This window comes from Mycobacterium sp. (assembly GCF_032162105.1).
Classification (GTDB): Bacteria; Actinomycetota; Actinomycetes; order Mycobacteriales; family Mycobacteriaceae; genus Mycobacterium.
In genome coordinates this window covers 1-13,455 of the sequence record NZ_JAVRPS010000366.1, presented here as the reverse complement: position 1 = coordinate 13,455, position 13,455 = coordinate 1, and the positions used below count along the sequence as shown (strand labels likewise).

Sequence of the window (13,455 nt, the reverse complement as noted above, 5' to 3'; positions counted from 1 at the left end):
GCGGCGGGCCACGAGACCGTCGACTGCGGCGCTCACGTCTACGACGCCCTCGACGACTACCCAGCCTTCTGCATCGAGACGGCACGTCGTGTCGTCGCCGACGAAGGCAGCCTGGGCATCGTCCTAGGCGGCAGCGGCAACGGTGAGCAGATCGCCGCGAACAAGGTGCAGGGTGCGCGATGTGCCTTGGCGTGGAACGTCGAGACTGCGCAACTGGCCCGCGAGCACAACAACGCTCAGCTGATCGGGCTCGGCGGTCGCATGCACTCCCTCGAGGAGTCCCTCGCGATCGTGGACGCGTTCCTCGCCGCGCAGTGGTCGAACGAAGAACGCCACCAGCGCCGCATCGACATCATTTCCGAGTTCGAGAAGACCGGCGTCGCGCCTGCACTGGCCGAGGCCTGATCGCCCTTGCCCGAAGGTCGAACCCACTTCACTGGCCATCAGATTCGCGGCCTGGGGTGAAACGCATGGGGCCATCACCATGAGTCCGCACCGAGAAGACCCGTTGTCAGGCGTTGGGCCGGGCGGGGACGATGACCCACGATTACAAGCGCCTCGGCACGATAGATCTGTTCGCCGCGATGACCGTTGCCGCCGGCGAGGTCCTGACCGATCTGCGTAAGGGCCATACCGGCGCCGACTGTTGCGGTTCTTCAAACAGATCGACGCCGCGGTTTCTCGCGATCAGGACGTGCATGTCATCCTGGACAACCTGTCAGCGCACTGCACGCCAGCGATCGCGAAATGGTTGGCGCACAAGGACCGTCGCCGCTGGAACATGCACTTCACGCCGACCTCGAGTTCCTGGCTGAACCTCATCGAACGCTGGTTTCAAGGAACTCACCCACAAACGCCTGCGCCGCGGAGCGTTCAGCAGTGTCGCCGATCTCACCGCGGCGATCACCACTGGGCCGAGTATTGGAACCGCGATCCCAAGCCCTTCGTATGGAAGGCCACCGCCGACGACATCATTGCCAAAGTCCAACGTGGACGCGACACCCTCCGCCAGATCAAGTCGCAGACGGACCACTAGGCCATCGGGGCGGCCCCTACAGGCATCCCTGGAACTGGCGGCCTGCAACATGTTTCACCGACGCCCGGTCAGCGTGGGCCGACCGGCACGGTTGCCAGGAGGTCGTCGGTTAGAAGACTGCTTCTGCGCGTGGTGCGCTCTCCAGCGCCGTGGTTCGCAGCTGTTTGACGGCCGCCGCCTTACCGTCCGGATAGGCGTACATCCAGGAGCCGGAGATGAAGACATCGGCGCCTGCGCTTGACGCGCCTGCGATGGTTTTGTCGGTGATGCCGCCGTCCACCTCTAGTTCGATGGGCAGGCCGGATTCGTCGATCATCGTTCGCAGGCGCGTGATCTTCGCCTCCACGGACGGGATGTAGGCCTGACCGCCGAATCCCGGGTTCACGGTCATCGCGAGGATGAGGTCGGTCTCGGACAGGACATGCTGGACGACCTCGGCAGGAGTGTGCGGGTTCAGCGCGACGCCGCTGCGCGCGCCGAGGTCGCGGATGTGCGCAAGCGTGCGATGGAGGTGGGTACAGGCTTCGGCATGCACGATGACCAGCGCGCAACCCGCGTCGACGTAACGCCCCAGGAGCTCGTCGGGGTTCACGACCATGAGATGGGCCTCGAATCCGACACTGCTGTGCGGTCGCGCCGCCGCGATGACGTCAGGGCCGAAGGTGAGGTTGGGAACGAACACGCCGTCCATGACGTCCCACTGGATCCGGTCCACGCCCGCCTCGCACAGTTCGACCACCTCGTCACCGATGCGGGCGAAGTCGGCCGGTAACACCGACGGCACGATGAGGGGCTGATTGACACTGGAATCGGTCATGGCGTAGCGGCCTTTCTGGTCGGGTTGTGTCCATCCGACCGCGTCACGCCTGTGTGGCGCAATCACCCCTGTGGGTGGGGTAGCGGGTGATATCTCCCGCTCGGTTCACTCGGATCACGATGCTGACCGCCGTAGGGTTGGCAGCATGCCGGATTCGCCTCCGACCCCGCTGCGTGTCGTGCTCGTCGACGATCACGAGATGGTCTTGCATGGGCTCGATGCCATGCTCGGCCACTTCCCCGAGGAGGTCTTGATCGTCGGACAGGCGACAACGGGGGCGACGGCGTTCCGGTTGGTGGGCGAGCTGCGGCCCGACGTCGTCCTGTGCGATGTGCGCATCGGGGAGGGGAGCGGCCTGGACCTTTGCCTTCAGATCACGACGCAGCATCCGGACACCAAAGTCGTCCTTCTGACGGTGTACGACGACGAGCACTACCTCCTCCAGGCGCTGCGGGTCGGTGCTTCCGGTTACATCCTCAAGCGCATCGACGGACAGGAGCTGGTCGGGCACTTGCGTCGGGTCTGCCAGGGCGAGACCGTCATCGACCATGCGCTGGCCGGTCGAGTGGCGCTCTCCGCTGCACGCCTGAGCGCTGGTGAGTTCTGGTCCGGTGCACACCTCGGCCTCACCCGCCGCGAGTCGGAGGTACTGGAGTTGCTGGTTTCGGGGCACTCGAACAAGGCGGTCGCGAGCAAGCTGGTGGTCAGCGAGGACACGGTGAAGACTCATATCCGCGCGCTGTACCGGAAGTTGGGGGTCTCCGACCGGAGCGGCGCCGTCGCCGTCGCGTTACGTGAAGGGCTGTTTCGTTGAGACCTGCTGCGGCGGCCCCCACCGCGACGGACCTGGCCCGCCTGCTCGGCGCCGACGGTGTCCTGGTGTACGCGGTCAACGGTCAGGACCTCAACGTCGTCGACATCTGGCCCGCCCACCCTTCTGCCGACTCCCTGACGCTGCAGGTCGGCTTCGGGGTCACCGGATTGGTTGCCCGCACAGGCAAACCGGCGCTGATCGAGGCCGACTCACCCCGCAATGTGCTGCACCGTCAGCTGCTTCAGCTCGAGCGACAGCAGACCGTGGCCAGGATGTGCATCCCGCTCCCGGGGCTGGAGGGCGATGTCGTTGGTGTCCTTGCCGCTCACCGCGATCCGCGCCTTCCGTTCGGCCAGGTCGACCTCGACACCGCGGAACCGTACGCCGCGATCCTCGGGTTGCGGCTGGACGCGGAGCAGCTGTGGCGCACGGTCAACAGACAGCGCACCGAGAGGGACCGGCTCATCAAGGCGGCGATTGCGGCGCAGGAAGGGGAGCGGCGCAGAATCGCCTTCGAGCTGCACGACGGCGTCACCACCGCGCTCGCATCCATGTCGTTCCACCTCTCGGCGGCGGACCTCACGATCTCGGCGGCGCAGGAGGCATCGGAGGACTCGATGCTCCTCCGCGAGCTGGATTGCGCGCGCGCCGAACTGCTGAACGCACGCAAACTGGGCGACCTGGCCTACAACCAGACGAGGGCGGCCATCACGGGACTGCATAGTCTCGTGCTCGACGATCTCGGCCTGACTGCCGCGATTGAGTCACTCGTCCTGATGGCCCGTCGTCACGGCGGCCCGTCCATCGAACTCGTCGTGGACCCGGCCGCTGCGGTTGATGACATTCCCGATCATGCCGCCGCGGCGCTGTACCGGATCACCCAGGAGGCCCTGGCCAACGCGGTCAAGCACGCCGACGCTGATCGGATCGTGTTGTCGCTGCGCGGCGTCGGTGACTCGATCGTTCTCGGCTGCGCCGACGACGGGAAGGGTTTCGACGCAACGGAACACCCGACGGCACGCGCGGTGGACGCCGATGGGGCTCAGCACTTCGGCTTGAGTTCGATAGCCGAACGCTGCGCCATGATCGAGGCATCCCTGCGGGTGGAGTCCTCCCCGGGCCGCGGCACCACAGTGCTGGTCGAGCTCCCGATCTAGAGGTGTCCGGCCACTAGCCTTGGTAGGCGTGTACTCGTGCGTCTGGCTCTGCTGTCTGTGTATGACCTTGTCCCGGTGCGTGTTTCAGGTGTCTGGTGGACTAGGGATGCCAGCGAGGCGTCGGACGGCATGGAGTGCTTCTGGGGTGCCGGGCCAGTGCTTGTCGATGGCGCCGGGCCCAGCGCGTCGGACGACTGAGCGCAGCGCGGCGGCAACGATGATGGCGTCGTCCGCGTAGCCGAGAACGGGGATGAAGTCCGGTACGAGGTCGATCGGCAGGATCAGGTAGGCCAGCAACAGGAGCAGACGGACCCGGACACCGCGGGCTAGCTGCGGATCGGCGGCCAGGCGCCGCAGCAGGACCACCGTGTCGGGCAGCAGCCGCAGTGCGTCGGTGACGCTGAGGTCGTCTGGCCGGATCACGGCCAGTGCGATCAGCAAGGCAATCCACACGATGACGAGGCCGATCGCGACCGCGATGAGTGCCCCCCAGAGTTCTGTCATCAGTGATCCGTGCGCCGCGGCGGGCTCAGACGCGACGGCTCCCAGGGTGCCGGATACACCAACTCAAGCCACTGCAGGTGCTCCGTCATATCGCCAAGTGTTACCGACAACCCCTCCAAACCAGCACCCAACGGCGAACGACACGCTCCTTCGAGAGAAGTCACCCACCCGCGTGTTGGGCTTCTACTCGCGCGTGGCGTCGACCTCGCCGTCCCTGCGGAGAATCCAGATTGTGGCGTCTAGTCCTGGCCGGGCGCCGAATGTGCCTCGCTGGCAACGATTCCGGCCCGTATTCCCATCGCGGCCGCCTCCCCACGGTTGGCGACGTCGAGTTTCCTCAACAGGCTGGCGACGTGAAACTTGATCGTGCTCTGACTGATCCCGAGCTCATCGGCGATGGCGGCATTGCGTTTGCCGACCGCGAGATGCGCGAGGACTTCGAGCTCGCGGGGATTCAGGGCGGACAGAAGGTGCTCGTCCGGACGAGCCGCGGGTGGGTCGAGAGGGATGGTGAGCAGCACCTTGCTTCCCCATCCAGGAATCGATTCGACGTCCATCTGGCCGCGCAAGGTGCGAAGGCGTCCGGACAGTTGGAGTCTCAGGGCGTTGCAGTCGATGGTGCCGGGCCCGCGGTCACGGATCTCGATCAGGACGTTGTCACCCCCGCAGTCCCAAGCGATCCGCATTCGGGTCAGCTCCGGTTGAGCGTCGAACGCCAGCACGATGGCGCGCACCATCGCCCGTGCCGCGTGCGCCACCTCACCGGGAAGCGGACGCCCGTCGGCCGGGGGATCGACATAGTCGACCTTTATGTCCCGATGCCGCAACAGGGGGCGCAACTCGCCTTGCAGCCTGGCGAATGCGGTCGTGACCGCTTCCTCCGACAGGGCGCGATCAGCGGCGCCCGCGGACCGAAGTGCGATCAATGCGGCCGATGCCGTCTCGCTGGCGGTGATGCGCGCGCGGCGATCGTCGAGGTCGTTGGAGCGCAGTGTTCCGAGGATGGACGACAGGGTCGCCTCGTGCGCCTCGGTCAATTCGACGATAGTGCGGGCGCGTTCACTCGACGCGGCCCGTGACTCGGCGAGATAGTCGGGGCTGGCCTGCGCGACCTGATGCTGGATGGAGGTCGCGACAATCCCGAAGACTGCCGCGACCTCGTCAAGGTCGGGGGCGGCTGTCTGGGACGGTCGCGGAACCAGGATGAGCAGGGTGTCGCAGGAGTCGTCGCGCACGGCCCAGATTCGGCGACGAGAACCGGCCAGCACGGCTAGATCGTCGCGGACGCCTCCGGGATCGACGGATCGTTTGATCTCGTCGAGCTCATCGATGGTGACCCGGTCGACGATTTCGCGGTTTCCGGCCACTTTGCGTGGGCGCCCCGTGCATTCACGCGTGAAGATCACCAAGGCGTCGTGCGACGTGTGACCAAGGAACTGCGACAGGCGGACCGCGATCTCCGGGAGCGGTCCGGTGATCACCTTCCGCATCTCCATCCAGCGGACGACCTGCACCCGAACGGAATCCTCGACGCTTATCACCCATTCAGAGTATTGCCGAGGACGGCACTAGCCAACCGGCCAGCGAGGACTCGCCGTGCGGCCGGGTGTCGACGCGTCCCGGGATCGGCATCCTTGGGACAGAACACAGCCGGCCAACACCGAGGAGGACCATGACCGTCACAGTCCTGAAAACAGACACCCGATTCAGCGACGGGCGCCGCATCGTGCTCGACGAGAACGAGCGGCTGCTCAATTCCGTTGCCGCAGAACAGTGGGACCGCGCCGGCTCGCTCATCACGACCGCGCGGGCGGTGTTCGTGATCGGCAACGGACGCAGCGGCCTGGCCACCCAGATGGCTGCGATGCGGCTGATGCACCTCGGTCTCCGCGTCCACGTAGCCGGCGAGGTCACCGCCCCCGCGATCGGCGCAGGAGATCTGCTAATCGCCGTGTCGGGTTCGGGTACCACCGCCTCGGTGGTCGGCGCGGCCGACACCGCAAGGAAGGTGGGTGCCTCGGTGCTCGCCGTCACCACGGCCTGGGAATCGCCGCTCGCCCAACGCGCGGACGAGGTTCTGGTCCTGCCGGCGGCCGACAAGCAGGACCACAGCGGATCCGTCACCCGTCAGTACGCAGGCAGCCTGTTCGAGCAGTCCGTGCTCCTCGCCTTCGACGCGCTGTTCCAGGCGCTGTGGAGCAACGAAGACCAGACCGCCGAGCGGCTGTGGGAACGCCACGCCAACATCGGCTGACCCGGCACACCGCGAAAACCCCTGAATGGCACACCGCTAGATCCCCAACAAGATTCACAATTGACAGGAGAAACACATGACGAAACTGCAGGTTGCGGTCGATTTGCTCACCACCGCCGAGGCTCTGGCGCTCACCAACAAGGTGGCGCCGTACGTCGACATCATCGAACTCGGCACCCCGCTGATCAAGAGCGCCGGCCTCACTGCCATCAGCGCAATCAAGGCTGCGCACCCGGACAAGGAGGTCTTCGCCGACCTCAAGACTGCTGACGCAGGCTTCCTCGAGGCCGATATCGCCTTCTCGGCCGGCGCAGACCTGGTCACCGTCCTCGGCGTCGCCGGTGATGCCACCATCAAGGGTGCAGTCGAGGCAGGACTGAAGCACGGCAAGAAGGTCGTCGCAGACCTGATCGGCGTCGAGAACCGCGTCGAGCGGGCCCGTGAGGTCTCCAAGCTCGGTGTCGCGTTCGTCGAAATCCACGCCGGTCTCGACGAGCAGGCCCAGCCGGGCTACTCCATCCAGAACCTCCTCGACGACGGAAAGATCGCCGGTGTCCCGTTCTCGATCGCCGGTGGCGTGAAGGTCGACACCGTCGCCGCCGTCCGTGACGCTGGCGCCGATGTCGCCGTCGCCGGTGGCGCCATCTACAGCGCCGAGGACCCCGCAGCGGCGGCGAAGGCGCTCAAGGCAGCTCTCGCCAGCTAGTTGCACACCCACGGAGGTCCCCGAACGCCTTGGTGTTCGGGGACTTTCGTCGTCGAAGGTCAACGGCGAGCAGAAGATGACAGCAGAAGATGACTACGCCTGAACCTGCTTCACCTGGACGGCATGTGCCATCTCCTCGGTAAGATCGAACCCGCCGTGGCCGGACACCGTAATGGTGACCGAACCGCGCCTGGTCTCGACAGTGACGTGCGCGTCCGGAACGATGCCCAACGCCCGCAACCGTCCGATGACGTCCGGATCCGACTGCACATGCTCTGCGAGACGCCGGACGACGACCGCGGTCGGCCTGCCCGGTGGCACGTCCGTGAGCCGGATGAGTGTCTCAGGGTCGCCGATGGGGCGGTCCAGCCCCAGCAGCCCGAGCCCCGGAATCGGGTTGCCATACGGCGAGGTGGTGGGGTTGTTGAGCACCTTCACCAGGCGCCGCTCGACTTTCTCGCTCATGACGTGTTCCCACCGGCACGCCTCTGCATGAACCTTTTCCCACTCTAGGCCGATAACGTCGACCAGCAGTCGTTCGGCGAGGCGGTGCTTCCGCATCACCGACACCGCGAGTTCACGGCCCTTCTCCGTCAGTTTTAGGTGGCGGTCAGAGGCGACCAGGAGGAGACCGTCACGCTCCATCCGGGCAACAGTCTGGCTGACCGTGGGACCGCTCTGCTCGAGTCGTTCGGCAATACGGGCTCGAAGTGGGCGGACGCCCTCTTCTTCCAAGTCATAGATCGTCCGCAGGTACATCTCCGTGGTGTCGACCAGATCCTTCACACTCACACCTCCTTCGTCTCGGTTGAATCCACCGGTGATTGCACGAGCAGTTCGATGCCGTCGTCCGGCTGGACCCCGAAGACTCGCACGTTCGAACCCGCCGCCGCCCGCGCAACGGGGTACCGCGGATGTGCGGCGCGAAGGCCTTCCTCGTCCGCCAATCCTGTTGCAGGAAAGTCGTTCTCGATGCCCGCGCCACAGTGGCCACGGGCTGACGTCTCCGACATTGGGCTGTCGGCGCACACTCCGTCGTTATGGCCGGCACGCCCGGTATCGCCGTTGAATGCCTCGTCTCCATGGCGGATCCAACCATCTACCAGCGGATTTCTCGCCTGTACTCCAGACATCGTCACCTCAGTTGCACCCCGCTCTCTCGCTGGCGCATTCAGACCTGCGGCAAGTACCAGTGTCGAAAGCCTTGAGCGCGAATGCACTTGGCCGAGCGGCCAGTGACAGCTCCCCGTCCGGCTAGGTGAGGCGGCCTCGAAACCGCCGTATACATAGAAAACGGCAAGACACTGAAAACCGATAAGGGGAACGGTGACTATGGAACTGGGATTAGTCGGCCTGGGAATGATGGGCCTGAACATTCGCGGGCGTCTACGTGAACGGGGACTCGCGGTGATCGGATACGACCCCCACGTCGCCGACAGCGATGTGGATAGCCTCGTAGCGTTGATCGAGTCGCTTCCCACCCCGCGAGCGGTGTGGGTGATGGTTCCCGCTGGTGCACCAACCCGCCAGGTGATCGGGAAGCTCTCTCGCCTTCTCTCACCCGGTGACATCGTCGTCGACGGCGGCAATTCCCGTTTCACCGACGACACGGTCAACGCGCACATCCTCGCCGAACACGGCATCAGCTATCTCGATTGCGGCGTCTCGGGCGGGGTGTGGGGACGACACAGCGGCTACGCGTTGATGGTCGGCGGTGACGCCGCCGACATCGACCGGTTGATGCCGGTCTTCGACGCATTGCGCCCGGATGGAGACAGGGCGGACTCCTTCGTCCACGTCGGCCCGGTCGGCGCGGGCCACTACGCGAAGATGGTTCACAACGGCATCGAGTCAGGGCTGATGCAGGCCTACGCCGAGGGGTACGAATTGCTCGCGGCAGAAGCGTCCATCGTGGACGTGCCCGCGGTCCTGCGTGCCTGGTCGAAGGGTGCCGTGGTCCGGTCCAGGATTCTTGACCTCCTAGTACAAGCCCTGTCCGAGGACCCCGAACTGGTATCCCCATCCGGCCATGCCGAGGACTCTGGAGAAGGCCGGTGGACCCTGGAAGCGGCCATCGCACACGCCGTTCCCGCACCGGTCATCTCGGCTGCACTGTTCGCGCGGTTCGCCTCCCGTCAGGACGACTCGCCGGCCATGAAGGCCGTCTCGGCGCTGCGTAGCCAGTTCGGCGAGCGTGCCACCTTACGACGCGCCGAACCCGTCGGGATCGGCTGAACCGCAACGATGCCGACCGTCCCAAGTAGCGGTATCACCGCGACCTCCCGGCAACGGCTCAGTTACTCCGAACCCACCATCGAGAAATTCCGTCCGAGCACTACGAGCAGAGAGACTGACCAATGACATTGACAGTGAACGAAATCCGAACCGCACCGGCAGATCGCGGAGGCGCCGCATCGACGAGCGCCGTGTATCCCGCCGATTGGATCGAGCTGGACACCAAGGCTGTCGACACGGCTCGTGTTCTCGCCGCGGACGCGGTCGAGAAGGTCGGCAACGGTCATCCCGGGACGGCGATGAGCCTGGCCCCGCTCGCCTACACCCTGTTCCAGCGGGTGATGCGGCACGATCCGTCGGACGCCGACTGGGTCGGCCGGGATCGCTTGGTGCTCTCGTGTGGACATTCCAGCCTCACGCTGTACACCCAGCTGTATCTGGCGGGGTACGGCCTTGAACTGGACGACCTGAAGGCGCTGCGGACCTGGGGGTCCAAGACGCCAGGTCACCCCGAGGTCGGGCACACCCGCGGTGTGGAGATGACCACCGGCCCGCTGGGCCAGGGTCTGGCATCCGCGGTCGGCATGGCAATGGCGGCCCGGCGCGAGCGCGGGCTCTTCGACCCGGAGCCCGCCGGGGGCGAGAGCCCGTTCGACCACCACATCTACGTGATCGCCTCGGACGGCGACATCGAGGAGGGTGTGACGTCGGAGGCATCGTCGATCGCGGGCGTGCAGCAGCTGGGCAATCTGATCGTGTTCTACGACGACAACAAGATCTCCATCGAGGACGACACCGCCATCGCGCTGGGTGAGGACGTCGCCACCCGGTACGAGGCGTACGGCTGGCACGTGCAGGTCGTCGACGGCGGCGAAGACGTCTACGCGATCTTGGCGGCCGCCGACGCCGCCAAGGCCGTCAACGATCGTCCCTCGATCATCCTGCTGCGCACCGTCATCGGCTTCCCAGCGCCGAAGAAGATGAACACCGGTGGGGTGCACGGCGCGGCACTGGGCGCCGACGAGGTCGCCGGGGTCAAGCGCGCTCTTGGCTTTGACCCGGACAAGAGCTTCGACGTCGACCCTGAGGTGCTGGCGCACGCGCGTCGGGTCGTCGACCGCGGCGACAAGATCCGGGCGCAGTGGCAGAAGGAGATGGATGCCTGGGCCACCAGGGAGCCGGAACGCTTCGAGCTGTTCTCGCGCCTACAGGAAGGCATCCTGCCAGACGGCTGGGCGGACGCGCTCCCCGTCTACGAACCCGGATCGAAGGGGGTGGCCACCCGCAAGGCGTCCGGCGCCGCGATCAACGCCCTCGCCCCGGTCCTTCCCGAACTCTGGGGTGGGTCCGCCGACCTGGCAGGCAGCAACAACACCACGATCGAAGGCGCGGACTCCTTCGGGCCGGTCTCCATCTCCACCAACGACTGGAACGCCCAGCCGTACGGGCGAAACCTGCATTTCGGGATCCGCGAGCACGCGATGGGATCGATCATCAACGGTATCGCGCTGCACGGGCCGACCCGCCCCTACGGCGGCACGTTCCTGGTGTTCAGCGACTACATGCGCCCGGCCGTGCGGCTTGCAGCGCTGATGAAGACCCCCGCCCTCTACGTCTGGACGCACGACTCGATCGGCCTCGGCGAAGACGGACCAACGCACCAGCCGATCGAGCACCTCGCCTCGCTGCGCAACATCCCCAACGTCGCGGTCATCCGTCCTGGAGACGCCAACGAGACGTCCCAGGCCTGGCGCGCGGCAGTCGAACACACCACCGGGCCGGTCGCGCTGGCGCTGACCCGCCAGGACATCCCGATCCTCGACGGCACCCGCGAAAAGGCCGCCGAAGGTGTCTCCCGCGGCGGATACGTCCTTGCCGAAGCGTCCACCGGCAACCCCGAGGTCCTGCTGATCGGCACGGGTTCCGAACTGCAGCTCGCCGTCGCCGCCCGCGAAGCGCTCGAGGCCGACGGCGTGCCCACCCGGGTGGTGTCGATGCCGTGCCTGGACTGGTTCGAATCCCAGGACCAGGGCTACCGCGACGTCGTGCTGCCGCCGACGGTCAAGGCCCGCGTCTCAGTGGAAGCCGGACTGGCCATCTCCTGGTACCGCCTTCTCGGTGACGCCGGCGAGGCGGTCTCGATCGAGCACTTCGGCGCTTCCGCCGATGGAGCAACCCTGTTCCGTGAGTTCGGTGTCACCGCCGAGGCCGTCGCCGCGGCCGCACGGCGCTCACTCGCACAAGTGAAGGGATAGAACAGCATGACTCAGAACTCCAACCTCCAGAAGCTCTCCGACGCGGGCGTCTCGGTGTGGCTCGACGACCTCTCCCGTGACCGCATCGAGTCCGGCAACCTCGCCGAACTCATCGCGAGCAAGAGCATCGTCGGTGTCACCACAAACCCGTCGATCTTCCAGGCCGCACTTAGCAAAGGGCACGCCTACAACGCACAGGTCCGGGAGCTCGCCGAGCGCGGTGCTGACGTCGAGGCCACCATCCGCACGGTGACCACGGACGACGTGCGCGCCGCGTGCGACGTCCTCGCCCCGGAGTTCGAGGCGAGCTACGGCGTCGACGGGCGGGTGTCCATCGAGGTCGACCCGCGCCTCGCCCACGACGCTGACAAGACCGTCGCGCAGGCCGTCGAATTGTGGAAGATCGTCGATCGCCCGAACGTGTTCATCAAGATCCCGGCCACCGAGGCCGGTATCCCGGCCATCGCCAAGGTGCTCGGTGAGGGCATTAGCGTCAACGTCACGCTGATCTTCTCGGTGGAACGCTACGAACTGGTCATGGGCGCCTACCTCGACGGCCTCGAGGCCGCGAAGACGGCCGGGCGCGACCTGTCCCGCATCCACTCGGTGGCCTCGTTCTTCGTCTCCCGCGTCGACACCGAGATCGACAGTCGTCTCGAGAAGATCGGCACCCCCGAGGCTCTCGCGCTGCGCGGCAAGGCGGCGCTCGCCAACGCTCGTCTCGCGTATGCCTCGTACCAGCAGGTCTTCGAGGTGCAGCCGCGGTTCCAGGGTCTGCTGGCCGGTGGTGCGCGCCTGCAGCGGGCGCTCTGGGCGTCGACGGGAGTCAAGAACCCCGACTATCCCGACACGCTGTACGTCAGTGAATTGGTCGCTCCGAACACCGTGAACACAATGCCGGAGAAGACCCTCGACGCGTTCGCCGATCACGGTGAGGTCGCCGGCGACACCGTGTCCGGCGCCGCGGTCGAGTCGCAGGAGGTCTTCGACAAGCTCACTGCGGTCGGGATCGATCTGACCGACGCATTCGTCGTCCTTGAGAACGAGGGCGTCGATAAGTTCGAGGTCGCCTGGAACGAGCTCCTGGAGGCCACCGCGGAGCAGCTACGCGCCGCCGGAGCCGAAATCCACTGAGACCGCCCGTTCGCGTCTGCCTTGCGGCGACGTCGACGGGTGCTCCGAATCCGCGGCGGTCTTGCCGGCCCGACGGCCGTCCTGGCCGTTTTCGTCAGGGATCTGTCGGCGTCGACGAGTTCACCGATGGGCGGGCGCATTCGATGTTCTCGTCGGGTGCGGAATCAGCGATACCGCTGATCGACCCTGCGGGATTCGGGTCGACTCGCCGCCGTCAGGCCTTGATCTCCCCCGGCGATCCGGCGCTCGATTCCGGCGCGCGTGATGGCGGGCAACACCATCAGCCCATCGAGCTCGTGGCGCGCCTTGGCGCAGGCGCTCTGGCGTTCGTGTGGGGTCGCTGCGTCGTCGGACGCCACACGCAGCAGATGCTGCGCGTTCCAGCCGCTGCTGCCCTTCGGCCGAGAAGTCGCTGCGCCGCCGCCGGATCGCATCGGCCTCGGCCACGTCGAAGGCCGCCGCATACTCGTGCACGGCGTCGCGGTAGTCCAATTGCGTGCCGTGGTCACCGATCGCGTCGTCGACGGTCGCTGGGCGCAGCAG

The 13,455-nt window shown here is 66.3% G+C and carries 15 protein-coding genes; 10 read left to right on the top strand and 5 right to left on the bottom strand.

The features are described 5' to 3' along the window. Positions 1-405: ribose-5-phosphate isomerase (locus tag QOC69_RS18680; protein ID WP_526442253.1), on the top strand; the 405-nt coding region annotated here is incomplete at its 5' end. A 241-nt stretch (positions 406-646) separates the two neighbouring features. After that, positions 647-1,036, top strand: a complete 390-nt coding sequence (locus QOC69_RS18675; RefSeq protein ID WP_526442251.1) for a transposase — start codon at positions 647-649, stop codon at positions 1,034-1,036. A gap of 109 nt (positions 1,037-1,145) precedes the next feature. On the opposite strand, the gene rpe is transcribed toward QOC69_RS18675, so the two are convergent. Next, positions 1,146-1,853 carry a ribulose-phosphate 3-epimerase gene (rpe, locus tag QOC69_RS18670; RefSeq protein ID WP_526442249.1) on the bottom strand — a complete coding sequence of 236 codons (708 nt, stop codon included), beginning with the start codon at positions 1,851-1,853 and terminating at the stop codon, positions 1,146-1,148. Between the two features lie 145 nt (positions 1,854-1,998). Here rpe and QOC69_RS18665 point away from each other — a divergent pair, with 145 nt between their 5' ends. Further along, on the top strand, positions 1,999-2,667 hold the full coding sequence (locus tag QOC69_RS18665) for a response regulator transcription factor (protein WP_526442247.1): 669 nt from the start codon (positions 1,999-2,001) through the stop codon (positions 2,665-2,667). Next, on the top strand, positions 2,664-3,824 hold the full coding sequence (locus QOC69_RS18660; RefSeq protein ID WP_526442244.1) for a GAF domain-containing sensor histidine kinase: 1,161 nt from the start codon (positions 2,664-2,666) through the stop codon (positions 3,822-3,824). The genes QOC69_RS18665 and QOC69_RS18660 overlap by 4 nt, the downstream gene beginning before the upstream one ends. A gap of 84 nt (positions 3,825-3,908) precedes the next feature. Here the strand turns inward: QOC69_RS18660 and QOC69_RS18655 are convergent, their stop codons facing one another. Beyond that, positions 3,909-4,328, bottom strand: a complete 420-nt coding sequence (locus tag QOC69_RS18655; protein ID WP_526442242.1) for a DUF1232 domain-containing protein — start codon at positions 4,326-4,328, stop codon at positions 3,909-3,911. Between the two features lie 239 nt (positions 4,329-4,567). After that, complete coding sequence (locus QOC69_RS18650; RefSeq protein ID WP_526442257.1) at positions 4,568-5,818, bottom strand: helix-turn-helix transcriptional regulator; 1,251 nt, start codon at positions 5,816-5,818, stop codon at positions 4,568-4,570. Between the two features lie 182 nt (positions 5,819-6,000). Here QOC69_RS18650 and hxlB point away from each other — a divergent pair, with 182 nt between their 5' ends. Beyond that, positions 6,001-6,582 carry a 6-phospho-3-hexuloisomerase gene (gene hxlB, locus QOC69_RS18645; RefSeq protein WP_526442240.1) on the top strand — a complete coding sequence of 194 codons (582 nt, stop codon included), beginning with the start codon at positions 6,001-6,003 and terminating at the stop codon, positions 6,580-6,582. Between the two features lie 76 nt (positions 6,583-6,658). Then, positions 6,659-7,288, top strand: a complete 630-nt coding sequence (hxlA, locus tag QOC69_RS18640) for a 3-hexulose-6-phosphate synthase (RefSeq protein WP_526442238.1) — start codon at positions 6,659-6,661, stop codon at positions 7,286-7,288. Between the two features lie 93 nt (positions 7,289-7,381). Here hxlA and QOC69_RS18635 read toward each other — a convergent pair whose 3' ends face one another. Together QOC69_RS18635 and QOC69_RS18630 are read right to left on the bottom strand one after the other, a co-directional pair. Beyond that, positions 7,382-8,074 carry an iron-dependent transcriptional repressor DtxR gene (locus tag QOC69_RS18635; RefSeq protein WP_526442255.1) on the bottom strand — a complete coding sequence of 231 codons (693 nt, stop codon included), beginning with the start codon at positions 8,072-8,074 and terminating at the stop codon, positions 7,382-7,384. Between the two features lie 2 nt (positions 8,075-8,076). Then, complete coding sequence (locus tag QOC69_RS18630) at positions 8,077-8,301, bottom strand: hypothetical protein (RefSeq protein ID WP_526442236.1); 225 nt, start codon at positions 8,299-8,301, stop codon at positions 8,077-8,079. Positions 8,302-8,620: 319 nt separating this feature from the next. On the opposite strand from QOC69_RS18630, the gene gnd reads away from it, so the two are divergent. The 4 genes from gnd to QOC69_RS18610 form a co-directional block, all read left to right on the top strand. Continuing rightward, positions 8,621-9,523, top strand: a complete 903-nt coding sequence (gnd, locus tag QOC69_RS18625) for a phosphogluconate dehydrogenase (NAD(+)-dependent, decarboxylating) (RefSeq protein ID WP_526442234.1) — start codon at positions 8,621-8,623, stop codon at positions 9,521-9,523. A 122-nt stretch (positions 9,524-9,645) separates the two neighbouring features. Beyond that, positions 9,646-11,778: a transketolase gene (gene tkt / locus QOC69_RS18620; RefSeq protein ID WP_526442232.1), complete on the top strand. Its 2,133-nt coding sequence runs from the start codon at positions 9,646-9,648 to the stop codon at positions 11,776-11,778. Positions 11,779-11,784: 6 nt separating this feature from the next. Beyond that, the gene (tal, locus tag QOC69_RS18615) at positions 11,785-12,912 is read left to right on the top strand and encodes a transaldolase (protein ID WP_526442230.1); all 1,128 of its coding nucleotides are present in this window, start codon (positions 11,785-11,787) and stop codon (positions 12,910-12,912) included. Positions 12,913-13,176: 264 nt separating this feature from the next. Further along, positions 13,177-13,455, top strand: a 279-nt coding sequence (locus QOC69_RS18610) for a hypothetical protein (RefSeq protein WP_526442228.1), incomplete at its 3' end; no start/stop codon positions are given.